Origin of the sequence: Streptomyces sp. Je 1-79 (assembly GCF_025195125.1) — a bacterium.
In the GTDB taxonomy this organism is placed as follows: Bacteria; Actinomycetota; Actinomycetes; order Streptomycetales; family Streptomycetaceae; genus Streptomyces.
In genome coordinates this window covers 16,046-40,745 of sequence record NZ_JAMGSL010000014.1, presented here as the reverse complement: position 1 = coordinate 40,745, position 24,700 = coordinate 16,046, and the positions used below count along the sequence as shown (strand labels likewise).

The following is a 24,700-nucleotide window of genomic DNA, read 5'->3' as shown; positions in this document are numbered from 1 at the left end:
AGGTACTCGCGAAAGATTAGTGGGAGACGCCGGGACGGCGGACCGCGGGCGGGCCGTCCGGATGCGGATAGTGATCATGAATACGGTCGGCCCGATAGTCATGCGCCGGAATGATTCATCAGGGAACGTGCGAATCGGGACAGACGTCGACGGCCAAACCGTTTCGTTCCGGACATGGGGCACAGGGCGGCCACCCGCGGTCCGGCACGCTGGGTGACGAAGGTCACGCGCGCGGCCGTTCCGCGGAGGGCCGGTCACATGATCACGGTCCGGTGATCAGCGTCCGCAGGAAGGGCACGTTCACGTCCTCGAGGGAGCGGACCACGACCCGGCCCGCGGAGGGCGCGATCGGGGCCACCGAGGGGACGGCGACCACCCGGCAGCCGGCCGCCTCGGCCGCCGCCACGCCCGTCGCGGTGTCCTCGATGACGGCGCACAGCGACGGATCGGCGCCGACGCCGCTCGCCGCGGTCAGGTAGGGCTCGGGGTGGGGCTTGGTGCGCAGCACCTCGTCGCCGGCCACCGTGAGGGTGAAGCGGTCGGGGCCCAGCGAGGCGAGGACCCGGTCGATGATGCGCCGGTGCGAGGCGGAGACCAGTGCCGTCGGGATGGAGTGGTGCGCCAGCTCGGCGAGGAGCCGCTCGGCGCCCGGCATCAGGGGGACGCCGTGGTCGATGCGCTGCTCGAACTTCTCGTTGAGCAGGACGGTGAGCTCGGCGAGGTTGATGTCGGCGCCGGTGGCGTCGATGAGGTAGCCCGCGCTGCGGGCCATGGGGCCGCCGACGACGACGTCGCGCCAGGCCTCGTCCAGACGGTGCCCGAGGTCGGCGAAGACCTCGACCTCCGCGTCCCACCAGAAGCCCTCGGTGTCGACGAGGGTGCCGTCCATGTCGAGGAAGACCGCTTGCAGCGCGGAGCTTCCGTTGGCGCGGAACAGGGACGCGGGGACCGTACTGGTCATCCGGCACACCTCCATGGAGGGACGAGAAGGCCGGTCTCCCTCCCCGGCACGGGGGTAGGGCGACCGGCCTGCACTGGACCGACCAGTGTACGTCCGGATCACCGGAGGTGCTCTGATTTGCTTCCGGGGCGGGTGTTACCGCGCGTTGAAGTACTTCGCCTCGGGGTGGTGGATCACGATGGCGTCCGTGGACTGCTCGGGGTGGAGCTGGTACTCCTCCGAGAGCTGGACGCCGATCCGCTCGGGCTGGAGGAGGTCGGCGATCTTCGCCCGGTCCTCCAGATCGGGGCAGGCCCCGTAGCCCAGCGAGAAGCGGGCGCCTCGGTACTTGAGCGCGAACATGTCCTCGACGTCGGCCGGGTCCTCGCCCGCGAAGCCGAGCTCGGCGCGGACACGGGCGTGCCAGTACTCGGCGAGGGCCTCGGCCAGCTGTACGGAGAGACCGTGCAGCTCCAGGTAGTCGCGGTAGGAGTCGGACTCGAAGAGCGTGGCCGTGGCCTCGCCGATCTTCGAGCCGACGGTGACGACCTGGAGGCCGACCACGTCCGTCTCGCCCGAATCCTCCGGGCGGAAGAAGTCCGCGAGGCAGAGGCGGCGGCCGCGGCGCTGGCGCGGGAAGGTGAAGCGGGTCCGCTCGTTGCCGGCCTCGTCGAGGAGGATCAGGTCGTCGCCCTTGGAGACACAGGGGAAGTAGCCGTGGACGACGGCCGCCTCCAGCAGGTTCTCGGTGTGCAGGCGCTCCAGCCAGCCGCGCAGCCGCGGACGGCCCTCGGTCTCGACCAGCTCCTCGTAGGAGGGGCCGTCGCCGGCGCGGTTCTGCTTGAGACCCCACTGGCCCTTGAACAGCGCGCCCTCGTCGAGCCAGGAGGCGTAGTCCTTCAGCGGGATGCCCTTGACGACCCGGGTGCCCCAGAACGGCGGGGCCGGCACCGGGTTGTCGGTGGAGACGTCCGAACGGCCGCCCGGCTCGGGCTCGTTGACCTCCAGCGACGCCGCGCGCTGTGCGACGCGGCGCTGCTTGAGCTCGGGGAGTGCGGCTCCGGGGACACCGCGCTTGACGGCGATGAGGGCGTCCATGAGCCGCAGGCCCTCGAAGGCGTCCCGGGCGTAGCGGACCTCGCCCTGGTAGATCTCGTGGAGGTCCTGCTCGACATAGGCGCGGGTGAGGGCCGCGCCGCCGAGGATCACGGGGTACTTGGCGGCCAGCTCGCGCTGGTTGAGCTCCTCCAGGTTCTCCTTCATGATCACGGTGGACTTCACCAGCAGGCCGGACATGCCGATGACGTCGGCGCGGTGCTCCTCGGCGGCCTCCAGGATCGCGGAGACGGGCTGCTTGATGCCGAGGTTGACGACGTTGTAGCCGTTGTTGGACAGGATGATGTCGACGAGGTTCTTGCCGATGTCGTGGACGTCGCCGCGGACCGTCGCGAGGACGATCGTGCCCTTGCCGTCGGCGTCCGACTTCTCCATGTGCGGTTCGAGGAAGGCGACGGCCGTCTTCATGACCTCGGCGGACTGGAGCACGAACGGCAGCTGCATCTGGCCGGAGCCGAACAGCTCGCCGACGACCTTCATGCCGTCGAGCAGCGTCTCGTTGACGATGTCGAGGGCGGGGCGCTCCTGAAGGGCCTCGGCGAGGTCGGCCTCCAGACCGTTCTTCTCGCCGTCGATGATCCGGCGCTTGAGGCGCTCCTCCAGCGGCAGGGCGAGGAGCTCCTCGGTCTTGCCGGCCTTCATGGACTTGGTGGTGGCCCCCTCGAAGAGGGCCATGAGCTTCTGCAGCGGGTCGTAGGCCGGCTCGTCCCCCTGCTGGGGGCGGCGCCGGTCGTAGATCAGGTCGAGGGCGGTGGTGACCTGCTCGTCGTCGAAGCGGGCGATCGGCAGGATCTTGGACGCGTGCACGATGGCCGAGTCCAGGCCGGCCTTGACGCACTCGTCGAGGAAGACGGAGTTGAGCAGGATGCGGGCGGCCGGGTTCAGGCCGAAGGAGATGTTGGACAGGCCCAGCGTGGTCTGGACGTCCGGGTGGCGCCGCTTCAGCTCGCGGATGGCCTCGATCGTGGCGATGCCGTCCTTGCGGGACTCCTCCTGCCCGGTGCAGATGGTGAAGGTGAGGGTGTCGATGAGGATGTCCGACTCGTGGATGCCCCAGTTGCCGGTCAGGTCGTCGATGAGCCGTTCGGCGATGGCGACCTTGTGCTCGACGGTGCGGGCCTGGCCCTCCTCGTCGATGGTGAGCGCGATGAGCGCGGAGCCGTGCTCCTGGGCCAGACGGGTGACCTTGGCGAAGCGGGAGTCCGGTCCGTCGCCGTCCTCGTAGTTGACGGAGTTGATGACGGCGCGGCCGCCGAGCTTCTCCAGGCCGGCCTTGATGACGTCGACCTCGGTGGAGTCGAGGACGATCGGCAGGGTCGAGGCGGTGGCGAAGCGGCCGGCAAGCTCCTCCATGTCGGCGACGCCGTCGCGGCCGACGTAGTCGACGCAGAGGTCGAGCATGTGCGCGCCCTCGCGGATCTGGTCGCGGGCCATCTCGACGCAGTCGTCCCAGCGGGCTTCCAGCATGGCCTCGCGGAACTTCTTGGAACCGTTGGCGTTGGTGCGCTCGCCGATCGCCATGTAGGAGGTGTCCTGGCGGAACGGGACCGTCTGGTAGAGCGAGGCGGCGCCGGGCTCGGGGCGCGGTTCACGGACGGAGGGGGTCAGGTCGCGGACCCGCTCGACGACCTGGCGCAGGTGCTCCGGGGTCGTACCGCAGCAGCCGCCGACCAGGGAGAGTCCGTACTCGCGGACGAACGTCTCCTGGGCGTCGGCGAGCTCGGCCGCGGACAGCGGGTAGTGCGCGCCGTTCTTGCCGAGGACGGGCAGGCCGGCGTTGGGCATGCAGGAGAGCGGGATACGGGAGTGGCGGGCGAGGTAGCGCAGGTGCTCGCTCATCTCGGCCGGGCCGGTGGCGCAGTTCAGGCCGATCATGTCGATGCCGAGCGGCTCCAGGGCGGTGAGCGCCGCGCCGATCTCGGAGCCGAGCAGCATGGTGCCGGTGGTCTCGACGGTGACGGAGACGATCAGCGGCACGTCGATGCCGAGGGAGTCCAGGGCGCGGCGGGCGCCGATGACGGACGCCTTGGTCTGCAGCAGGTCCTGCGTGGTCTCGACGAGCAGCGCGTCGGCGCCGCCGGCGATCATGCCCTCGGCGTTCTGCTGGTAGGCGTCGCGCAGGAGGGTGTACGGGGCGTGGCCCAGCGTCGGCAGCTTGGTGCCGGGGCCCATGGAGCCGAGCACCCAGCGCTGCTGTCCGGTGGAGGCGGTGAACTCGTCGGCGACCTCGCGGGCGATGCGGGCGCCGGATTCCGAGAGCTCGTACACCCGATCGGGGATGTCGTACTCCCCCAGGGCGGCGAAGTTGGCGCCGAACGTGTTGGTCTCGACGCAGTCGACACCGGCGGCGAAGTACTCCTCGTGCACCGAGCGGACGATGTCGGGCCGGGTCACGTTCAGGATCTCGTTGCAGCCTTCGAGGTTCTCGAAGTCCTCGAGGCTGGGGTCCTGTGCCTGGAGCATGGTGCCCATGGCTCCGTCGGCCACCACCACACGGGTCGCGAGTGCCTCGCGGAGGGCTGCGGCGCGGGTCCGGCTGTCAGCGGAAGGGGTCGGCGACGAGGCCATGGATGAGCTCCCTGGGATGCGACGGCTGTCGGCTTTGCTCCCTCGGAGGAGGGGCACGGGCCCAGACTAACCGCGCGGAAGCCGGGGTGGACATCGCGTTCCACTGGGCGGACGGCATCCTGTCTCCCGGGGGCTCCCGGTCGCACCCGTTCATGCCCGACACTGTGTAGGTACAGAGCGGTCGGCATCGACCGATAGTGTTCAGCATTGTCGAACAGCATGATCCACGCGATCCTGTCCCCCAGGATCTGGGAGAACCCGGGGTCGCGAGCATCAACGGACAGGGAGAAGGGCCGGGCGATGGCGAAGAACATCCAGTCGCTTGAACGGGCGGCGGCGATGCTGCGACTGCTCGCGGGCGGCGAGCGCCGGCTCGGCCTGTCCGACATCGCCTCGTCCCTGGGCCTGGCCAAGGGGACGGCGCACGGCATCCTGCGCACCCTCCAGGCCGAGGGCTTCGTGGAGCAGGAGACGGCCTCGGGCCGCTACCAGCTGGGCGCCGAGCTGCTGCGGCTGGGCAACAGCTATCTGGACGTGCACGAACTGCGGGCGCGGGCGCTGGTCTGGACGGACGACCTGGCGCGGTCCAGCGGAGAGAGCGTCCACCTGGGCGTGCTGCACCAGCAGGGCGTGCTGATCGTGCACCACGTCTTCCGGCCGGACGACAGCCGGCAGGTCCTGGAGGTGGGGGCCATGCAGCCGCTGCACTCCACGGCCCTGGGCAAGGTCCTCTCGGCGTACGACCCGGTGGCACACAGCGAGGTCCTGGAGGTGCCGCGGGAGGGCTTCACCCCCCGTACGGTCACCGAGCTCAAGGAGTTCGAGACGCTGCTCGACATGACACGGGCCAAGGGCTGGGCCGCGGACGTGGAGGAGACCTGGGAGGGGGTGGCCTCGGTGGCCGCCCCGATCCACGACCGGCGCCGGATGCCGGTGGGCGCGGTGGCGATCACGGGCGCGGTGGAGCGGGTCTGCGACGCGGGCGAGCTGCGCTCCGAGCTGGTGGCGGCGGTACGGGACTGCGCCCGCGCCGTCTCCCGCGATCTGGGCGCGGGGCGCTTCTGACCCGCAGTCGCTGATCAGGGGCGCGCGAAAGCGCATGCTGAACCCGTCGGTAACGATCCCGTTATCGGCGGGTTTTTCGCTACCGCAACCCTTGACGCGCTGTTAACCGGAGGGCAAAACTTCCGTTCATCGGTCGGCATTGCCGAACACCTACCGGCAATACGCGCTAGAGTGTGGCAGTGCCAAGGGCCGGCAACGCCCTCACACGAGGGCGCGGACCACCGGAGGGACCCGGGGTTCGCCTTCCCCTGGACGAAGGACAAAGGAGTCGCGGGTGTCCAGCTCCGACATCTTCATCGGCGAGGTCATTGGTACCGCCGTACTCATTCTGCTCGGCGGCGGCGTCGTCGCCGCCGTGGTACTCAAGCGCTCGAAGGCCCAGAACGCCGGGTGGCTCGCCATCACCTTCGGGTGGGGTTTCGCGGTCATGACCGCCGTGTACATGACGGGTACCCTCTCGGGCGCCCACCTGAACCCGGCCGTCACGGTCGGCATCGCGATCAAGGACGGCGACTGGAACAACGTTCCGGTCTACTTCGCCGGCCAGATGGTCGGTGCCATGCTCGGCGCCGTCCTGGTGTGGGTCGCGTACTACGGACAGTTCCACGCCCACCTCACGGACCAGGAGATCATCTCCTCGCCGCACGAGGAGGGCATGGTCGACCAGAAGTCCGCCCCCAAGGCCGGCCCCGTGCTCGGGGTCTTCTCCACCGGCCCCGAGATCCGGAACGTCTGGCAGAACCTGGCCACCGAGATCATCGGCACGGTCGTGCTGGTCCTCGCGGTGCTGACCCAGGGCCTCAACGACAGCGGCAAGGGCCTCGGCGTCCTCGGCGCCCTGATCACCGCGTTCGTCGTGGTCTCCATCGGCCTCTCGCTCGGCGGCCCGACCGGATACGCCATCAACCCGGCACGTGACCTCGGCCCGCGCATCGTGCACGCCCTGCTTCCGCTGCCGAACAAGGGTGGCTCCGACTGGGGCTACGCATGGATCCCGGTGGTCGGCCCCCTGGTGGGTGGCGCCGTCGCCGCGGGTATCTACAACATCGCGTTCGCCTGAGCCGTCCTTCCACCCAGACCCCCCTTGGAGCACTCCGTGACCGACGCACACACCGCCGGCTCTTCCTCCCACGGCAGCGGCCCGTTCATCGCCGCCATCGACCAGGGCACCACCTCCTCCCGCTGCATCGTCTTCGACAAGGACGGCCGGATCGTCTCGGTCGACCAGAAGGAGCACGAGCAGATCTTCCCGAAGCCGGGCTGGGTCGAGCACGACGCCGCCGAGATCTGGACCAACGTCCAGGAGGTCGTGGCGGGCGCCATCCGCAAGGCCGGCATCACCTCCGCCGACGTCAAGGCCATCGGCATCACCAACCAGCGCGAGACCACGCTGCTCTGGGACAGGAACACCGGCGAGCCCGTCCACAACGCCCTCGTCTGGCAGGACACCCGCACCGACGCCCTCTGCAAGGAGCTCGGCCGCAACGTCGGCCAGGACCGCTTCCGCCGCGAGACCGGCCTGCCTCTCGCCTCGTACTTCTCCGGCCCGAAGGTCCGCTGGCTGCTCGACAACGTCGAGGGCCTGCGCGAGCGCGCCGAGCGCGGCGACATCCTCTTCGGCACCATGGACTCCTGGGTCATCTGGAACCTCACCGGCGGTGTCGACGGCGGCCACCACGTCACCGACGTCACCAACGCCTCGCGCACCATGCTGATGAACCTGCACACCATGGCCTGGGACGACAAGATCCTCCAGTCCATGGAGATCCCGGACGCCGTGCTGCCGGAGATCCGCTCCTCCGCCGAGGTGTACGGCACCGTCAAGGGCGGCGTCCTCGACGGCGTCCCGGTCGCCTCCGCGCTCGGCGACCAGCAGGCCGCCCTGTTCGGCCAGACGTGTTTCGCCGAGGGCGAGGCCAAGTCGACGTACGGCACCGGCACCTTCATGCTGATGAACACCAGCGACAAGATCATCAACTCCTACAGCGGCCTGCTGACCACCGTCGGCTACCAGATCGGCGACCAGAAGCCGGTCTACGCCCTGGAGGGCTCGATCGCCGTCACCGGTTCGCTGGTGCAGTGGATGCGCGACCAGATGGGCCTCATCAAGTCCGCCGCCGAGATCGAGACCCTCGCGTCCTCGGTCGAGGACAACGGCGGCGCCTACTTCGTGCCGGCCTTCTCCGGACTGTTCGCCCCGTACTGGCGCTCCGACGCCCGCGGTGTGATCGCCGGCCTCACCCGGTACGTCACCAAGGCGCACATCGCCCGTGCCGTCCTGGAGGCCACCGCCTGGCAGACCCGCGAGATCACCGACGCCATGACGAAGGACTCCGGCGTCGAGCTGACCGCGCTCAAGGTCGACGGCGGCATGACCTCCAACAACCTGCTGATGCAGACCCTCTCGGACTTCCTCGACGCGCCCGTCGTGCGCCCGATGGTCGCCGAGATGGTCGCCGAGACCACCTGCCTCGGTGCCGCCTACGCCGCCGGCCTGGCCGTCGGCTTCTGGCCGGACACCGACGCCCTGCGCGCCAACTGGCGCCGCGCGGCGGAATGGACCCCTCGCATGGACGCCGACAGGCGTGACCGCGAGTACAAGAGCTGGCTGAAGGCCGTTGAACGCTCCATGGGCTGGCTCGAAGACGGATCCGACGAGGAGTAGATCGACATGACCACCCTGCAGAGCGTCCCTGCGCTTGGGACGCGACCGGCTGCCGGTTCCCTGCCGAGCCGCGCCGAAACTCGGGAGCAGCTTTCCAAGGCGACGTACGACCTCCTGGTGATCGGCGGCGGCATCCTGGGCATCTCCACCGCCTGGCACGCCGCGCAGTCGGGCCTGCGGGTGGCCCTGGTGGACGCCGGCGACTTCGCCGGCGCCACCTCCTCCGCCTCCTCCAAGCTCCTCCACGGCGGTCTGCGCTACCTGCAGACCGGCGCCGTGAAGCTGGTCGCGGAGAACCACTTCGAGCGGCGTGCGGTCTCCCGTCAGGTGGCACCGCACCTCGCCAACCCCCTCACCTTCTACCTGCCCGTCTACAAGGGCGGCCCGCACGGCGCGGCCAAGCTCGGCGCCGGTGTCTTCGCCTACTCCGCCCTGTCGGCGTTCGGTGACGGCGTCGGCCACCTGCTCGGCCCGGCGAAGGCCGCGCAGGACGTGCCGGAGCTGCGCACGGACAATCTGAAGGCCGTGGCCGTGTACGGCGACGACCAGATGAACGACGCCCGCATGGCGCTGATGACGGTCCGCGCCGCGGTCGACGCCGGCGCCGTCGTCCTCAACCACGCCGAGGTCACCGGGCTGCGCTTCACCCGCGGCCGGGTCACCGGCGCGGAGCTGAAGGACCGTACGAGCGGCGACGAGTTCGGCGTCACCGCCCGCCTGGTGCTGAACGCGACCGGCCCGTGGGTCGACCACCTGCGCAGGATGGAGGACCCGAACGCGGCGCCCTCCATCCGCCTCTCCAAGGGCGCGCACCTGGTCCTGAAGCGGACCTCGCCGTGGAAGGCCGCGCTGGCGACCCCCATCGACAAGTACCGCATCACCTTCGCCCTCCCCTGGGAGGACATGCTGCTGCTCGGCACCACCGACGAGGAGTACGAGGGCGACCCCGGTCAGGTCGAGGTGACCGAGAAGGACACCGCCCAGATCCTGGACGAGGCCGCGTTCTCCATCCGCGACCAGCAGCTGTCGCGCGATCTGATCACCTACGCCTTCGCGGGTCTGCGGGTGCTGCCGGGCGGCCCCGGCGACACCTCCAAGGCCAAGCGCGAGACGGTCGTCACCGAGGGCCGCGGCGGCATGCTGTCGGTGGCCGGCGGCAAGTGGACGACCTTCCGCCACATCGGCCGCACGGTGATGAAGAAGCTGGAGGCCCTGCCGGGGCACCCTCTCGGCGAGGACTACGAGTCGGTCTCGACGCTGCCGAAGCGGCTCCCGCTGCCCGGTATCGCCAACCCGAACGCGGTCGCGCACCGGCTGCTCGTCGACGGTCCGGCCCCCGGCCCGCGCATGGCCGCCGACACCGCCAAGCACCTGGCGACGCACTACGGTTCGCTCTCCTTCGACATAGCCCGGATGGCGAACGAGAACCCCGAACTCGGCAAGCGCATCCACCCGGACGCGCCCGAGATCTGGGCCCAGGTCGCCTACGCCCGTGACCACGAGTGGGCCGAGACGGCGGACGACGTGCTGCGCCGCCGTACGACGCTCACCATCCGCGGTCTGGCGACGGACGAGATCCGCGGCAAGGTGGAGGACCTGCTCCGCAAGTAGTCGTCTGTAAGGGGCGGCCTCCCCTGGAGGCCGCCCCTTACGCGTTCGTGTGCCGAGGCGCGTTCCTGGGTAGTCGATCAAGGCCGCGAAGGCTCCCGGTGGTGCACGAGGGCTGCGGACGGGCCGCCGGAAAGCCTTAAGGTTGGTCCGTACGACAGGAACTTCGAAAAGGAGGCACTGGGTGATCGAGCTCGAGGGGGTTCCCGAGCTGATCGACCCGGTCATGGTGGCCGCGTTCGAGGGCTGGAACGACGCCGGCGACGCAGCCTCCACCGCGGTCGCCCATCTGGACCGGGAGTGGAAGGGCGAGGTGTTCGCGGCGCTCGACGCCGAGGACTACTACGACTTCCAGGTCAACCGGCCCACCGTGTGGCTGGACAACGGGGTCCGGAAGATCACCTGGCCGACGACGAGACTCTCGGTGGTCCGGGTCGGCGGCGACAAGCCGCGCGACCTGGTGCTCGTGCGGGGTATCGAGCCGTCGATGCGCTGGCGCTCGTTCTGCAACGAGATCCTGGGCTTCGCCCATGAGCTGGGCGTGGAGATGGTGGTGATCCTGGGCGCGCTGCTCGGCGACACCCCGCACACCCGGCCCGTCCCGGTCAGCGGAGTCACCTCCGACCCGGACCTGGCGCGGACGATGGATCTGGAGGAGACCCGCTACGAAGGGCCGACGGGCATCGTCGGAATCCTCCAGGAGGCATGCACCCACGCGGGCGTGCCCGCCGTCAGCCTGTGGGCCGCCGTGCCGCACTACGTGTCGCAGCCGCCCAACCCCAAGGCGACCCTGGCCCTCCTCAACCGCCTCGAGGATCTGATCGACATGCGCATCCCGCTGGGCGAACTGCCCGAGGACGCGCGGGCCTGGCAGCTGGGCGTGGACCAACTCGCCTCCGAGGACAGCGAGGTGGCGGAGTACGTCCAGACGCTGGAGGAGGCACGCGACACGGCGGAGCTGCCGGAGGCCTCGGGCGAGGCCATCGCCCGGGAGTTCGAGCGGTATCTGCGCCGACGGGACGGCGGTCCGGGGCAGGGTCCGGGGGGACCGGGGCCCGGGCCGGGGCTCGCCACCGAGGGCGGGGACACCTCCTATCTGCGGGACACCGGCGGGGGCCGGACGCGGCCGCCGAAGCCGGAGCACCCGGGGCCGGAGACGGCGCCGGAGGCGGGACCCGAGCCGGCGGCGGAGACTCCCCGGGAGGACGAGGGCTCCGAGGACGGCGACGGCGAGGAGTGAGCCGTACGGGAAGGGCCGCACCGATCACGGTGCGGCCCTTCCCCGTGTCCGGACGGGCCGTCAGGCGCAGTCGAAGCGGGCGGCCGCCCAGTCGCCGTGGTCACCGCTCTTGGAGCCGTTGGTGTCGGTGATCCGCAGGCGGACGTGGCGCGCGCCGGTGACGTCGACGTCGACCGGAACGGTCGCCGACGCGCCGGTCACCTTGGGCGAGGTCCACAGCACGGTGCCGTCGGCCTCGACCGAGAACGCGACCTCCCCGTAGCCGTTGATCTCGTCGTCGATGCCGGCCTCGGCGGTGAAGGCGGTGCAGCGGCCGCCGAGGTAGACCTCGATGTCGGAGTCGGCGTGGGCGCCGATGCCCTTCTCGTAGGTCTTGCCGGCCAGGGTCAGGGCGCGGCCGTCGCTCGCGCCCGACTCGCCGTTGGAGCGGTCGCGTTCAGGCGGCCCCCATCCGTTCGTCGCCTTCAGCCAGGTGAGGTCGCTCGCCCAGACGCCGGTGCTCGGCGGCTCGGGCATGACCCCGAGGGCGAACCGCTGGACCGCGGTGCGGTCCTGGCCCGCGGCGCGGTGGCGGACGGTCGCGCCGAGCGTGACCTCCCTGGGCTCCGCGTCCTTGGCGGGCGTGACGGAGACCTCGACGCGCCGCGTGGTGCCGGCCGGGATGCGGGCGACGGTCGCGGCCGGGGTGACCTGCCAGCCCGCGGGGGCGGTGAGCGACACCTCGACGCCGGTGGCGTCCCTGGTGCCCGCGCTCACGTCGACGGCGACGGTTCCGGGCGCGCCCGCGCCGAGCTCCTGGCCGGCCGGGACGGCGGCCGTCGCGGCAGCGCCCGGGACGGCGCCGCCGACGGCGCTGGTGTCCTCCAGTTCGAGGGTGAAGGACCGGTCGGTGCGCTGCGCGGCGGTCTTGACCTTCACCACTCCCCCGCGGTCGTCGCGGTCGTACCACCAGCCCTGGCGGGCGGCCTCGTAGGCGGCCTCGGAGGTGAGGCGGGGCAGCTCGCGCCCGCCGAGTTCGACCTCGCTCGGCGCGTCGCCGGTGTGGACGGTGAACTGGTAGGGCCGGGCGGTGGACCTGCCCGCGAAGGTGCCCTTGCTCGCGCCGATCCGCACGGTCACGTCACCGGCGCCGCGCTTCGGCGCGCGGACCTCGGCGGTCTGGGTGGCGTATTGGCCGGTGCGGTGGGCGCGGGTGACGCCGTCGTCCTCGTAGAGCTCGAACGACGAGTCGCCCTGCGGGTAGATGTCCCACGCCAGCGGGGAGCCGGGGGTGCGTTCGGTGTACGAGCGGATGCCGCCGGGCCACATCGGGACGGTGGCCCCCGCCCGGACGAAGAGCGGCAGGGTGTCGAGCGGGGCGCTGTAGTCGTCGACGGTGAGAGGTCCCTGGTAGGTGCGACCGCTCCAGTAGTCGATCCAGGTGCCCTCGGGGAGGTAGATGCCGTCGCGCTCGACCGCGTCCTGGTAGACGGGGGCGACCAGGAAGTCCTCGCCGCTGAGGAACTCGTACTTCGCCGCGTCCGAGGCGGCCTTCGGGTCGTCCGGGTACTCCAGGACCAGCGGTCGGGCGAGGCCGACGCCGGTCCGGGTGGCCTGGTGCGCGTGCGAGTAGATGTAGGGCAGCAGCGACTCGTGGAGCTTGAGGTAGTCGCGGTTGATGCTCGTGTACGGCTCGCCGTAGCGGAAGGGCTGCTTGTCGTCGGCGGCCCAGCCGTCCATGGTCATGGTGACGGGCAGGAACATCTTCCACTGCAGGTCACGGCTGTACGTCTTGGCGCTTCCGCCGAAGATGCCGTCGACGTCGCCGGTGGTGTAGGCGAGTCCGGACATGGAGGCGCCGGCGTAGGTGGGGATCTGCCAGCGGATGTACTCCCAGGTGCCGGACTGGTCGCCGGACCACTGGACTCCGCAGCGCTGCGCGCCCGACCAGCTCTCGGGCGCCCAGGTGAATCCGCGGGCGTCGCTGTGGGCCTCGATGCCGGCGTAGGCGTCCTTGCAACCGTCGAGGGCGAACTTGTAGCCCGAACCGACCCAGGCGACATCGAGCTTGGCGACCCGCTGGCCGGCCTTGACCTGCTCTTCGAGCTGTTCGATGCCGTCCTCGGTCCACAGGCCGAGTTCCATGCCGCGCTGCTTGAGGCCGGTCGCGGTCTCGGCGAGGTTCTCGTAGCCGCAGCCGTAGCCGTCGTTGACGAGCATCCAGCCGTTGGGCATGTCGTTCTGCACGTAGCCGTCGGCGACCTTCAGGGCGTCGAGGGTGTGGCGCTCGCCGCGGTTGGCGTTGTGGAGGTAGCAGTCGGCGTCGCCGATCTCCAGTCCGTACACGGGCGGCAGGAACGGCTTTCCGGTCAGGTTCGTGTACTGGCCGATGACGTCCTTGACCGCGTCGGACCCGGAGCCGGCGAAGTAGTAGGCGTCGAAGCGCTGTTCGCGGGCGCTGGTGGTGACGGGCTCGCCGAAGACGTAGGTGTTGGGCGCGTAGGTGTTGCGGTAGACGCCGTAGCCGGCCGAGGAGAGGTAGAAGGGCACGGAGTTGGGGTGGCCGCCGTCGTTCCAGTTGTAGTCGACGCCGACCTCGACGGTCTTGCCGCGGTGCGAGGTGTTGCCGCGCCCGTTCTGCATGCCCGCGCCGTAGAACTGTTCGTCGGCGCCCCTGGCCAGGGTCTGGGTGGTGCGGTCCTGGGTCCAGGTGAGGCCCTGCGCCTCGGACCAGAGCGGGGTGCCGTCGGCGCGGAAGGCGGCGAAGCGGAGCGGCGCCTTGTAGGCGCGCAGGGTCACCTTGGCGGTGGTGAGCTCGTAGCGGTCGCCGCGGTCGCGCCAGCGGGTCCTGGGCGGGGGGCCCTGGGGCCGGACGATGTCCTGGCCGGCGGGGTCGGTGAAGCGGCCGTCGGGGGCCAGTTCGATACGGAAGGTCTCGTCGGTGACGAAGCTGACGCGGGCCTTGGCGGACCCGGCGGTGAGCCCGTAGACGGCACCGTCTGCCTCGAAGCCGGTGACATCACCGACGGTGGTCGGTGAGGGCTCGGCGGACTGGGCGCTGCCCGGTCCCGCGAACGCCGCGAGAACCCCGAGCAGAGCGCCTGCGATTGCAGCCTTCATGCGCAATGTTGATTGCATGGAGGGTATTTAGCGCAGAATCGAGCACAGAGCCAGGACAAAAGGGAACCGCCCTCGGACTTCGCGGAGAAGTTCAAGGGCGGTTGGCCGAAAGCGAGTTGTACGGAAGGGAGGGCCGGGGCGTTCGCGACCCGCTCTAGAGCGCCACGCCCAGGAGGGCGTCGACGGCGCGGGAGGCGAGGCCGGGCGCTGACTCCTCCGTGCCGCCCTCGGCGTTCTGCCGCGCGGCCCACCGGTCGACGGCGGCGAGCGCGGCGGGCGTGTCCAGGTCGTCGGCGAGGGCCTCGCGGATCTCCTCGACCAGCGCGTCGGCGGACAGGCCGTCGGGGCGCGAGACGGCGGCGCGCCAGGCCTCCAGGCGCTCCACGGCGTCCTGGAGGACCTGGTCGGTCCACTCCCAGTCGGCGCGGTAGTGGTGCGAGAGGAGCGAGAGGCGGATGGCGGCCGGGTCGACACCCTGGCGGCGGAGCGCGGAGACGAAGACCAGGTTGCCCTTGGACTTGGACATCTTCTCGCCGTCCAGGGCGACCATGCCGGCGTGCACGTACGCCTTGGCCATGGGGAACTCGCCGGTGAGCGCCTGGGCGTGCGAGGCGCCCATCTCGTGGTGCGGGAAGATCAGGTCCGAGCCGCCGCCCTGGACGTCGAAGCTCATGCCGAGGTGGTCGAGGGCGATGGCGACGCACTCGATGTGCCAGCCGGGGCGGCCGGCACCGAGGCTCGCGCCGTCCCAGCTCGGCTCGCCCTCACGGGCGGCCATCCAGAGCATCGGGTCGAGCGGGTTCTTCTTGCCCGGGCGGTCCGGGTCGCCGCCGCGCTCGGCGGAGAGGTGGCGCATCAGCTCGGTGTCGTAGTTCGACACCTTGCCGAAGTTCGGGTCCGCCTCGACGGAGAAGTAGATGTCGCCTTCGAGTTCGTAGGCGGCGCCGGAGTCCCGCAGCCGCTCGACGAGCGGCACGATGCCGGGTATGGCCTCGACCGCGCCGATGTAGTCCTGCGGCGGCAGCATCCGCAGGGCCGTCATGTCCTCGCGGAAGAGGGCGGTCTCGCGCTCGGCGAGCCCGACCCAGTCGACGCCGTCCCGGATCGCCCGCTCCAGGAGGGGGTCGTCGACGTCGGTCACGTTCTGGACGTAGTGAACCTGCCGCTTGGTGTCGAGCCACACGCGCTGAACGAGGTCGAACGCGTTGTAGGTCGCCGCGTGACCCATGTGGGTCGCGTCGTACGGCGTGATGCCGCAGACGTAGATACGGGCGACGGGACCGGGAGCGAGGGTCACTCGTCCACCGGTCGCGGTGTCGTGGATCCGGAGGTCGCGGCCCTTGCCGGGAAGGGCGGGGACCTCAGAAGCGGGCCAGGCATGCATGACCTGAGCGTAACCGGACACCTGTTCCGGATACGAACCGGATCCGGGATCTTGGCCGACGAGGCGGTCTTGCAGCTCGTGGCGGTCCGTGCATACCCCCTGGGGGTCGGAGCTGCCGGACCTGGGTTGGCCGGATCCGATCGGTCAGACCGGTGGCCAGGGGATCGCCGGCCACTGCCCGGAGGGCTCCGGGTGACGGCCGGTGGTGCGCAGGGCGGCCACCCGGCGGCGCAGGGCGTCGATCTCGGCGGCGGTGAGCAGCTCGGCCAGTCGGGTGGCGAGCGGCGTCCCGGGAGCCAGGGAACCGTCGAGCCGGTCCAGGACGACGCCGGCCTCGGCGGGCAGCTCCTCGCCCGCCCAGCCCCACAGCAGGGTGCGCAGCTTGTCGTCCACGTGGAAGGTGACACCGTGGTCGATGCCGTAGAGGCGTCCGTCCGGCGCGGGCAGCAGGTGCCCGCCCTTGCGGTCGCCGTTGTTGATGACGGCGTCCAGGACGGCCAGCCGGCGCAGCTCCGGACGGTCGGCGTGGACCAGCAGGGCGGTGCGGTCCCCACCCACCTGGGCGGGCCCGACGGCCTTCCAGCCTTCGGCCGCCTCCTCGTCCTCGGTGAGCGCCAGCAGACCCGCCCCGGGGTCGGCCTCGATCCACAGCTGGACCATGCCCTCGCCGTACGGGCCGTCGCGGAGCACCGTGGGCGGTACGAGTCCCCAGCCGGTGGCCTCGGAGAGCTCGTAGGCGGCGACCTCGCGCTGGGCGAGGGTGCCGTCGGGGAAGTCCCAGAGAGGCTGCTCCCCGGCCACGGGCTTGTAGACGCAGTCGGCCTCGACGCCGTCGAGGGCGACGGAGCACACGAGCACGGCGTTGGACGCCTCGCGGACCTGACCGCGGACGGTCAGCTCCCCCTTGGCGAGCAGGTCGACGACCGCCCGGCTGTCGGGACCGCTCATGCTCCGCGTCGGTATCCGTTCTGGCGCGGGCACACATGGCCCTCGGGGTCGAGCGGCAGGCTGCACAGCGGGCACGGCGGGCGGCCGGCGTTGACCACGTCGAGGGCGCGCTTGGCGAAGGCCCTGGCCTGCGCGCCGGAGAGACGGACACGCAGCATCGGCGGCCCGTTCTCCTCGTCCTGGAGGAGGCGTTCCTCGGCGGCGGCGAGGTCCTCCTCGGACTCGGCGTCGAGTTCGACGAGGGCCTGTGCCTCGACGATCATGCGCTGCTCCTCGCCGTCCCAGGCCAGCGCCATGGTGCCGACCCGGAACTCCTCCTCGACGGGGACGTCGAGCGGAGCGGTGTCGGAGACGTCGGTCGGCGCGACGGCCGGGACGGGGGCGTTGCCGCCGGTGCGGCGCACGACCTCGTCGAGGAGTTCGTCGATGCGTTCGGCGAGCGCGGCGACCTGGGCCTTCTCCAGGGCCACGCTGGTGACCCGGCCGGCCGCGGACGCCTGCAGGAAGAACGTACGGCGGCCAGGCAGCCCGACCGTACCGGCCACGAAACGCTCCGGTGGGTCGTAGAGGAACACCTGACGGGACACGTCCCTGACTCCCTTGCGGATCGGCATCGGTGGAGGCCCGCGCTACAGCGGCCCGTCCACCCTACTGCGCGGATGGATCACGGTGCGCCCGCACCGCCACCGACCTCGGCGGCCCCGCCCGTCTCCCCGCTCTCCCGGGGAGCGAGCGCCGCGAAGTCGCCGGTGTCGCCCAGCCGTACGAGGAAGGGGCGCAGCCGCGTGTAGCGGATGACGGTGACGGAGCAGGGGTCGACGTGGATGCGCTGGAAGAGGTCGAGGTGGAGGCCGAGGGCGTCGGCGACGATCGACTTGATGATGTCGCCGTGCGAACACATCGCGTAGACGGCGTCCTCGCCGTGCTCGGCCTCCACGCGCGCGTTCCAGTCCCGTACGGCGTCGACGGCGCGTGCCTGCATGGCGCGCATCGACTCGCCGCCGGGGAAGGCCGCGGCGGACGCGTGGGCCTGGACGACCTCCATGAGGGGTTCATCGGCCAGTTCGGCGAGCTTGCGGCCGGACCAGTCGCCGTAGTCGCACTCGCTGATGCGCTCCTCGGTGTGGAGCGGCAGCCCGGGCCGGGCGTCGAGGAGCGGCCGCACCGTCTCGCGGCAGCGCTGCAAGGGGCTGGAGACGACGGCGGCGAGCGGCACCCCGGCCAGTCGCCCGGGCAGGGCGGCCGCCTGCGCGACGCCGCGCTCGTCGAGGGCGACCCCGGGCATCCGCCCGGCGAGGACACCGGAGGTGTTGGCGGTGGAGCGTCCGTGCCGGACGAGAATCAGCGTGGCCATGGCGGCAAGAGTAGGCGGCCGCACGCGCGCGTGGGACGGCCCTGTGGACGATCCGGGGCCACTCGCATGTGCGAGAAGGGGAATCGCGGGGAAGAATACGGCCCGTGATCGTCGACTCCGCCATCTACCGCGACGGGCGCCGTATGGAAGGCCCCGCCGATCTGTCCGACGCCCTGGAGGAGGCGAGGACGGTCGGCGACGCATTTCTCTGGGTCGGGCTGCACGAGCCCTCCGAGGCCGAGTTCGACCATGTCTCGGCCGAGTTCGCGCTGCATCAGCTGGCCGTCGAGGACGCGCTGAAGGCCCATCAGCGGCCGAAGCTGGAGGTCTACGACGACTCGCTCTTCGTGGTCCTCAAGCCGGTGGTGTACGAGCCGCAGAGCGACCGGGTCTCGTCGGGCGAGTTGATGGTCTTCATCGGCGACTCGTTCGTGGTGACGGTCCGGCACGGCGAGGGCGCGCCGCTCGCGGCGGTACGGCGCCGGCTGGAGGCCGACCCCGACGTGCTGCGCCACGGCCCGACGGCCGTCCTGTACGCGATCAGCGACGCGGTCGTCGACCACTACATCGACGTGGCCGGCGAGCTCCAGGTGGACCTGGAGGAGCTGGAGGCCGACGTCTTCGCGCCGGTCGGCCGGAGCCCGGGGAGCACGGCGGAGCGGATCTACACCGCCAAGCGCCAGGTGCTCGAGTTCCGCCGGGCCGCGAGCCCGCTGGCGGCGCCGGTGGAGAAGCTCGCGACCGGGTCGGTGCCGTTCGTGAACCAGCACGCGAAGCCCTTCTTCCGGGACGTCAGCGACCACCTGACCCGCGCCACCGAGCAGGTGGAGGGGCTGGACCGGCTGCTGTCGGACGTCCTGTCGGCGCATCTCGCGCAGATGGGTGTCCGGCAGAACGACGACATGCGGAAGATCTCGGCGTGGGCGGCCATGGCCGCGGTCCCCACGATGGTCGCGGGGATCTACGGCATGAACTTCGACCACATGCCCGAGCTGACCTGGGTCTGGGCGTACCCGGCGGTGATCCTGCTGATGACCGGGGCCGTTCTCGGGCTGTACCGGCTGTTCAAGCGCCGCGGCTGGATGTAGTCACGGCGCCGGGGCCTCGGCGGCTCAGAACGCGGGGGCAGGGGTCATGGGGCCTCCCAGCGCGTCGCGCCGTTCGGGCATCTTCAGGTCGACCATCCGGTGCCAGCCGGCGGCCCGCTCCCAGGCGTACATGCCGTGGATCCCGGCGGCGAGGGCGGCCGACTTGGCCCTGGGCCAGCGCAGGATGCGTCCCATGTGGCTCATCACGGCGAGGCTGACGTCGCGGTAGACCTGGATCTCGGCGAGTGCGGAGTCGCGCAGGGTGCGCTGGATGACCCGGCCGTGTCCGGCGTACGCGAGGCCCAGCAGCTCCTCGTGGCAGTACGCGAGATGGTTCGTCTCGTCGTTGTCGATCATGTGGATGGCCTTGCCGAGCTCGGGGTGGTCCCCGAAGTACGTGACCAGCATGTTCATCTGGTCCGCGGCCCGCTGCTCGGTGACCCGGCTGTGCGCGAGGTAGACGACGATGTCCTCCTCGCTCAGCGGCTCGTCACGGCGGAGCTTGTCGTGGGCGAGGCCGATGCCGCGCTGTTCGAGGAGCATCGTGTAGTCGGTGTCGGGCGGCACCGCCACGGGCTCCAGGCCGCGCTTCTTCAGCAGCGCGTTGAAGATCCGGCCGTGCTTGTCCTCGTCCGCACCGTGCCGGGTGATCTTGGGTGCGAGATCCCGCATCCCTGGCGCGACCAGGGCCGCGATCCGTGCGTTCTCCCAGCCGCCCTGGGCCTCGCCACTGGCGGCGATGGAACAGAAGAGCTGGTAGGACTCGTCGTTGTCGATGATTTCCTGGAACAGGCTCTTGGCCGTGAGCATGGCGCCACCTCTCAGCGGGCGTCCGCACACCGCACGTCCGCAGAGAACGAGTCAAGTGCGGGTCCGGCCGCCGGGCAACACGAGAGGCGGGCCGTTCGGCTGAAAGACGGACCGTTCCGCTCGTAACCGGGCGCCGTGTGGCGCGTTGAGCAGCATGACGGCCGTGGCGGGGAAGACCCCCGAGCCCCCACCACGGCCGCAGACTTTCCCGCCGGACCCGCTCTCCAGGACAGGGCCTAGGCGAGGCCCGCCCGCTCCAGGGCCTCGGTGCCCGCCCGCAGCGCCGCCACCCGCTCGTCGAGGGTGAAGCCGGCGGGGGCGAGGGTCAGGGTCGTGACACCGGCCTGGGCGTAGGCCGTCATCCGGTCGGCGATGCGCTCGACGGAACCGAGCAGGGTGGTCTGGTCGATCAGCTGCCGCGGTACGGCCGCGGCGGCGCCGGCCTTGTCGCCCGCCAGGTACTTGTCCTGGATCTCGGCGGCCTGCTTCTCGTAGCCCATGCGCTGGGCGAGCTGGTTGTAGAAGTTCTGCTTGCGGCTGCCCATGCCGCCGACGTACAGGGCGGTGTACGGGCGGAAGATGTCCGCGAGGGCGTCGATGTCGTCGCCGAGGGCGAGCGGCAGGGTCGGGTGGACGTCGAAGCCCTCCATGGTCAGCCCGGCCTTCTCGCGGCCCGCCCGGAGCGGGCGCAGCGCGGTCTCCTCCAGGTGCTCGGCGGAGGGGAAGATCAGCAGCGCGCCGTCGGCGATCTCGCCGGTCTGCTCCAGGTTCTTCGGGCCGATCGCCGCGATGTAGAGCGGGATGTGCTCACGCTCCGGGTGCACGGTGAGCTTGATGGGCTTGCCCGGGCCGTCCGGCAGCGGGAGCGTCCAGTGCTCGCCCTCGTACGTGAGCCGCTCGCGCGTCATGGCCTTGCGGACGATCTCGACGTACTCGCGGGTGCGGGCGAGGGGCTTGTCGAACTTGACGCCGTACCAGCCCTCGGAGACCTGCGGGCCGGAGACGCCGAGGCCGAGGCGGAAGCGGCCGCCGGAGAGCGAGTCGAGGGTGGCGGCGGTCATCGCCGTCATCGCGGGCTGGCGGGCCGGGATCTGCATGATCGCGGAGCCGATGTCGATCCGCTCGGTCTTGGCGGCCACCCAGGAGAGCACGGTGGGCGCGTCGGAGCCGTAGGCCTCGGCGGCCCAGCAGACGTCGTATCCGAGGCGGTCCGCCTCCTGGGCGACGGCGAGGTTGTCGCCGTCCATTCCCGCGCCCCAGTAGCCGAGGTTGATGCCGAGCCTCATGACCACACACCCTCTTTACCGATCAGTAACGTCCCTTGCGGCGGACTCTAGCGCGAGGGGGAGGGATCCGTCAGGGGGAGGTTGTCCACAGGCTCTCTCCGCGTGGGGTCTTGGCCAGTAATCTCGCGCCCATGGAGCAGAGGCATCTCGGACGTACCGGCCTGCGCGTGTCCCGGCTGGGGCTCGGCACCCTCACCTGGGGGCGCGACACCGACGAGCACGACGCCGCCGACCAGTTGAAGACGTTCTGGGACGCGGGCGGCACGCTGGTCGACACCGCGGACGTGTACGGCGGGGGCGAGGCCGAGTACGTCCTCGGGCAGCTCATGGAGCGGCTGGTGCCGCGGCGGGATCTGGTCGTCTCCACGAAGGCGGGCAGCGTGCCCGACCCGGACCGTCGGACGGACGGTTCCCGCGGGCATCTGCTGGCCGCGCTGGACGCCTCCCTGGCACGGCTCGGCACGGACCACGTGGATCTGTGGCAGCTGCACGCCTTCGATCCGCACACCCCGCTGGAGGAGTCGCTCCAGGCGCTCGACATCGCGGTGAGCAGCGGGCGGGCCCGTTACGTGGGGGTGTCGAACTTCTGCGGGTGGCAGCTGGCGAAGGCGGGGACCTGGCAGCTCGGGTCGGCGGTCGCGGGACGGACGCGCCTCGCGGCGACGCAGATGGAGTACTCGTTGCTCCAGCGGGGCGTCGAGCGGGAGGTGCTGCCCGCGGCCCTGGACCTGGGGATAGGTCTGCTGCCGTCCTCGCCGCTGGGGCGCGGGGTGCTCACGGGGAAGTACCGCAACGGCACGCCCGCCGACTCCCGGGGCGGCTCGGAGACCATGGCGCCGTTCGTGGAACCGTATCTGGACGAGGCGGCGAGCCGGATCGTCGACGCGGTCACCACGGCGGCGGACGGTCTGGCGACGACGCCGCTCCAGGTGGCGCTCGCCTGGGTCCGCGACCGGCCGGGCGTGACCGCCCCGATCGTCGGCGCGCGCAACGCGCAGCAGCTCACGGCCGCGTTGTCAGTGGAGAGCCTTAGTCTTCCTGACGAGATCTGCCGGGCCCTCGACGATGTGTCGGCGCCCCTGCACCGCTATCCGGACCAGGACTGGAGCACCTTGTGACCGAGCCTTCGCGGGAGACCCCTCCCGAGGCCACCGAGCCCGTGCGGGGCGAGGCCGACGAGGCCGCGACCGAGCGCACCCCGGAGGGCGTGGAGGAGCACGCCGGGGAAGGCGCGGAGGCGGACGGCAAGGCCGGTGAGGCCGACGCGGGCCCTCTCGTCGAGGCGAGTCCTGCCGCCGACCCGAGTCCGGACACCGAGGCGAGTCCTGCTGCCGACGCGAGTCCGGACGCCGACGTGAGTCCTGCTGCCGACGGGGGCCCGGACGCCAGCTTGAGTCCTGCCGCCGACGCGGGCCCGGACGCCGAGGCGAGTCCTGTCGCCGACGGGGAGACGGAGGCCGGCGGGGAGACGAAGGCCGCCGAGGTGTCCGAGGCGCAGGCCGAGCTGGCCGCGCAGCGGGAGTTGCGGGCCAGGATCGAGCAGCGCAAGGCCGAGAAGGCGGCGCCCGTCGAGGCGGGCGGCAAGCTCAGCGGTACCGCGGCCGACCTGCTCGCGGCGGTGCGGGCGGTGGAGAGCGGTACGAAGCCGAGCGGCGCGTTCTTCGAGGCGCCGGATCCCGCGCCCCGGCAGCCCGCCCCCACCCCGGCGCCCGGCTCGGTGCCGGCACCGGTCACGGCCGCGCGCCCGGCGGTCCAGGAGTCGACGGCGGCCCCCGAGACGCTGGCGGCCGTGCGGGAGGTGCTCGCTCGCGGTGGCGCGCCGGAGTCTCTGACCGGCCAGGTCGCCGCGGCCCTGGGCGAGGGCGCCGCCGAGGCGCTGCGTGAGGACCCCTGGCTGCTCCTGTCGGTGCCCGGGGTGCAGCCCGAGCACGCCGACGGCTTCGCGCGGGCCCTGCTCGGCGCGGAGTGCGGTCCGGACGATCCCCGGAGGGCGGTCGCCCTGGTCGCCTGGTTGCTCGAACGGGCCGCGCTGAAGGGGCACACGGCCCTGGAGGACGCCACCGTGCGGGCCGGGCTCGGCAAGCTGTCGGTGCCCGACCCGGACGAGGCCGTGCGGGCGGCGGTGTCCGAAGGCGCGGTGCTGGTGTTCCAGGAGGAGGAGCCCGCCCAGGAGGAGCTGGAGGGCGAGGCCGAGCACGAGGGGGAGGCCGCTCCCGAAGGTCCCGAAGCCGCCGACGCCCCCGACGTGCCCGTCCTGCTGGGGCTCGACCGGTACGCGCTCGCCGAGGAGAGCCTGGCCGACGGGCTGGCCCGGCTGGTCAAGACCGCCTCCGGGGAGGTCTGGGACGGACCCGAGCTGGTCCGCGCCACCGGCGCGCACGGTCTGGTCCTGCACACCGGAGGCGAGGCGGCCCGTAGCGAGCCCGTCGCGCTCGCCGAGGCCGCCCGTGAGCGGGGCCTGCGGGTCGCGGTGGCCGTGCACAGCGAGAACGGCGTCCGCCGTCTCGGCACGGAGGCGCTGACGGTCGCCGACCTGCTGGCCGGCGTGGCCGGACCGGGCCGGGACGCGGAGGGCGCCTTCGCCCTGGACCTGCTGGTCGTCCTGGACGCGCCGCAGCTGGACGTCGAGAGTGCCGCGATGCTCGTGGAGTCCCTGCCCGACGGCTGCCGTCTGGTGCTCGGCGGAGACCCCGGTGTCCTCGGCTCCGCGGGCGCGGGCCGGGTGTTCGCCGATGTCCTCGCGGCCCGGGTGTGCCCGCAGATCGCCTCCCGCGTCCCCGATCCCGGTCCGATCGGCGAGCTGGTCTCGGGCATCGGCATCGGCGAGCTGAGCCAGGTGGAGGCCCCCGGCAAGGAGGTCGTGATCGTCCCGGTCAGGGACGCGGGCGAGGCCGTCCACCGCACCGTCCAGCTGGTCGCCGACTCGATTCCGCGGGCGATCGGCGTCGCGGCCGAGCAGACCCAGGTGATCACGGTCGGCCACGGCGGCTCGGCGGGCACCCGCGCGCTGAACGCGGCGCTCAAGCAGCGGCTCAACCCCGGGCCGGGCCGCTTCCTCGGCTTCGACCCGGGCGACCGGGTGGCCTATGTGCCGGCCCCCGGGCGGACGGTGGGCGGGACGGTCGTGTCGGCGGACGCCGAGGGCCTGCGCCTGGAGTGCGCGGGCGAGCAGCTCGTCGTACCGAAGGAGCGGGTGGAGTCCGTGCTGCGGCACGGCTGGGCGCTCACGGCGCACCAGGCGGCGGGGATGCGCTGGCCGGCGGCGGTCGTGGTGCTGCCGGGGGACGCGGCTCAGGGCCTGAGCCGGGCCTGGGTGTACACGGCCTTCGGCCGGGGCGAGCGGCACCTGTCGGTCGTGCACGGCGTGGACCAGGCGCTGCCCCGCGCGGTGTCCGAGGGGGTGGCCCAGGAGCGTACGACCCGGCTGCGGCCGCTTCTGGAGGCCCTTCTGGCGGCCTCGGAGGACTGACCGGCCCCCTCGGGGGCCTGACCGGGTACGGCGGAGGGCGGGGCACCGGTCGGTGCCCCG

17 protein-coding genes are annotated in these 24,700 nt (G+C 71.6%); 8 read left to right on the top strand and 9 right to left on the bottom strand.

Features of this window, described 5'->3' with window-relative positions; genetic code table 11:
- Window positions 1-262 precede the first annotated feature (262 nt).
- Together M5362_RS26365 and metH are read right to left on the bottom strand one after the other, a co-directional pair.
- Window positions 263-961 carry an HAD family phosphatase gene (locus tag M5362_RS26365; protein WP_260230248.1) on the bottom strand — a complete coding sequence of 233 codons (699 nt, stop codon included), beginning with the start codon at window positions 959-961 and terminating at the stop codon, window positions 263-265.
- Window positions 962-1,096: 135 nt separating this feature from the next.
- Window positions 1,097-4,624 (bottom strand): methionine synthase, encoded by a 3,528-nt coding sequence (gene metH / locus M5362_RS26360; protein WP_260230247.1) that lies wholly within the window; start codon window positions 4,622-4,624, stop codon window positions 1,097-1,099.
- Window positions 4,625-4,924: 300 nt separating this feature from the next.
- Between metH and M5362_RS26355 the strand changes: the two genes are divergently transcribed.
- The 5 genes from M5362_RS26355 (at window position 4,925) to M5362_RS26335 (ending at window position 11,202) form a co-directional block, all read left to right on the top strand.
- On the top strand, window positions 4,925-5,689 hold the full coding sequence (locus M5362_RS26355; RefSeq protein ID WP_260230408.1) for an IclR family transcriptional regulator: 765 nt from the start codon (window positions 4,925-4,927) through the stop codon (window positions 5,687-5,689).
- A gap of 274 nt (window positions 5,690-5,963) precedes the next feature.
- Window positions 5,964-6,749: an MIP/aquaporin family protein gene (locus M5362_RS26350; protein WP_260230246.1), complete on the top strand. Its 786-nt coding sequence runs from the start codon at window positions 5,964-5,966 to the stop codon at window positions 6,747-6,749.
- 36 nt (window positions 6,750-6,785) lie between these two features.
- Window positions 6,786-8,354, top strand: coding sequence for a glycerol kinase GlpK (glpK, locus tag M5362_RS26345; RefSeq protein WP_260230245.1), 1,569 nt, complete (start codon window positions 6,786-6,788; stop codon window positions 8,352-8,354).
- A 6-nt stretch (window positions 8,355-8,360) separates the two neighbouring features.
- The gene (locus M5362_RS26340) at window positions 8,361-9,965 is read left to right on the top strand and encodes a glycerol-3-phosphate dehydrogenase/oxidase (protein WP_260230242.1); all 1,605 of its coding nucleotides are present in this window, start codon (window positions 8,361-8,363) and stop codon (window positions 9,963-9,965) included.
- A 181-nt stretch (window positions 9,966-10,146) separates the two neighbouring features.
- Entirely contained in the window at window positions 10,147-11,202 is a 1,056-nt protein-coding gene (locus tag M5362_RS26335) for a PAC2 family protein (RefSeq protein WP_260230241.1), read from the top strand.
- A 60-nt stretch (window positions 11,203-11,262) separates the two neighbouring features.
- On the opposite strand, the gene M5362_RS26330 is transcribed toward M5362_RS26335, so the two are convergent.
- The 5 genes from M5362_RS26330 to M5362_RS26310 form a co-directional block, all read right to left on the bottom strand.
- Window positions 11,263-14,301: an NPCBM/NEW2 domain-containing protein gene (locus tag M5362_RS26330; protein WP_374214530.1), complete on the bottom strand. Its 3,039-nt coding sequence runs from the start codon at window positions 14,299-14,301 to the stop codon at window positions 11,263-11,265.
- 154 nt (window positions 14,302-14,455) lie between these two features.
- Window positions 14,456-15,685, bottom strand: coding sequence for a cysteine--1-D-myo-inosityl 2-amino-2-deoxy-alpha-D-glucopyranoside ligase (gene mshC, locus M5362_RS26325; protein ID WP_260230239.1), 1,230 nt, complete (start codon window positions 15,683-15,685; stop codon window positions 14,456-14,458).
- A 144-nt stretch (window positions 15,686-15,829) separates the two neighbouring features.
- On the bottom strand, window positions 15,830-16,666 hold the full coding sequence (locus M5362_RS26320) for an SCO1664 family protein (RefSeq protein WP_260230238.1): 837 nt from the start codon (window positions 16,664-16,666) through the stop codon (window positions 15,830-15,832).
- Entirely contained in the window at window positions 16,630-17,220 is a 591-nt protein-coding gene (locus M5362_RS26315) for a DUF3090 domain-containing protein (protein WP_260230237.1), read from the bottom strand. The genes M5362_RS26320 and M5362_RS26315 overlap by 37 nt, the downstream gene beginning before the upstream one ends.
- A gap of 77 nt (window positions 17,221-17,297) precedes the next feature.
- Window positions 17,298-17,987 carry a histidine phosphatase family protein gene (locus tag M5362_RS26310; protein ID WP_260230236.1) on the bottom strand — a complete coding sequence of 230 codons (690 nt, stop codon included), beginning with the start codon at window positions 17,985-17,987 and terminating at the stop codon, window positions 17,298-17,300.
- Between the two features lie 95 nt (window positions 17,988-18,082).
- On the opposite strand from M5362_RS26310, the gene M5362_RS26305 reads away from it, so the two are divergent.
- Window positions 18,083-19,075: a magnesium and cobalt transport protein CorA gene (locus tag M5362_RS26305; RefSeq protein ID WP_260230407.1), complete on the top strand. Its 993-nt coding sequence runs from the start codon at window positions 18,083-18,085 to the stop codon at window positions 19,073-19,075.
- A gap of 24 nt (window positions 19,076-19,099) precedes the next feature.
- Here M5362_RS26305 and M5362_RS26300 read toward each other — a convergent pair whose 3' ends face one another.
- Both M5362_RS26300 and M5362_RS26295 read right to left on the bottom strand, forming a co-directional pair.
- Window positions 19,100-19,885 (bottom strand): ferritin-like domain-containing protein, encoded by a 786-nt coding sequence (locus tag M5362_RS26300; protein ID WP_260230235.1) that lies wholly within the window; start codon window positions 19,883-19,885, stop codon window positions 19,100-19,102.
- A gap of 236 nt (window positions 19,886-20,121) precedes the next feature.
- The gene (locus tag M5362_RS26295; protein WP_260230234.1) at window positions 20,122-21,171 is read right to left on the bottom strand and encodes an LLM class F420-dependent oxidoreductase; all 1,050 of its coding nucleotides are present in this window, start codon (window positions 21,169-21,171) and stop codon (window positions 20,122-20,124) included.
- 131 nt (window positions 21,172-21,302) lie between these two features.
- Between M5362_RS26295 and M5362_RS26290 the strand changes: the two genes are divergently transcribed.
- Window positions 21,303-22,289: an aldo/keto reductase gene (locus M5362_RS26290; protein ID WP_260230233.1), complete on the top strand. Its 987-nt coding sequence runs from the start codon at window positions 21,303-21,305 to the stop codon at window positions 22,287-22,289.
- Window positions 22,286-24,640 (top strand): helix-hairpin-helix domain-containing protein, encoded by a 2,355-nt coding sequence (locus tag M5362_RS26285; RefSeq protein ID WP_374214529.1) that lies wholly within the window; start codon window positions 22,286-22,288, stop codon window positions 24,638-24,640. The genes M5362_RS26290 and M5362_RS26285 overlap by 4 nt, the downstream gene beginning before the upstream one ends.
- The last annotated feature ends 60 nt before the right edge of the window (window positions 24,641-24,700 follow it).

Excerpts from the sequence above, each read along its gene's own strand:
- M5362_RS26365 (WP_260230248.1), bottom strand. The coding sequence starts at position 961 with ATGACCAGTACGGTCCCCGCGTCCCTGTTCCGCGCCAACGGAAGCTCC.
- metH (WP_260230247.1), bottom strand. The coding sequence starts at position 4,624 with ATGGCCTCGTCGCCGACCCCTTCCGCTGACAGCCGGACCCGCGCCGCA.
- M5362_RS26355 (WP_260230408.1), top strand. The coding sequence starts at position 4,925 with ATGGCGAAGAACATCCAGTCGCTTGAACGGGCGGCGGCGATGCTGCGA.
- M5362_RS26340 (WP_260230242.1), top strand. The coding sequence starts at position 8,361 with ATGACCACCCTGCAGAGCGTCCCTGCGCTTGGGACGCGACCGGCTGCC.
- M5362_RS26330 (WP_374214530.1), bottom strand. The coding sequence starts at position 14,301 with ATGAAGGCTGCAATCGCAGGCGCTCTGCTCGGGGTTCTCGCGGCGTTC.
- mshC (WP_260230239.1), bottom strand. The coding sequence starts at position 15,685 with ATGCATGCCTGGCCCGCTTCTGAGGTCCCCGCCCTTCCCGGCAAGGGC.
- M5362_RS26310 (WP_260230236.1), bottom strand. The coding sequence starts at position 17,987 with ATGGCCACGCTGATTCTCGTCCGGCACGGACGCTCCACCGCCAACACC.
- M5362_RS26300 (WP_260230235.1), bottom strand. The coding sequence starts at position 19,885 with ATGCTCACGGCCAAGAGCCTGTTCCAGGAAATCATCGACAACGACGAG.
- M5362_RS26295 (WP_260230234.1), bottom strand. The coding sequence starts at position 21,171 with ATGAGGCTCGGCATCAACCTCGGCTACTGGGGCGCGGGAATGGACGGC.
- M5362_RS26290 (WP_260230233.1), top strand. The coding sequence starts at position 21,303 with ATGGAGCAGAGGCATCTCGGACGTACCGGCCTGCGCGTGTCCCGGCTG.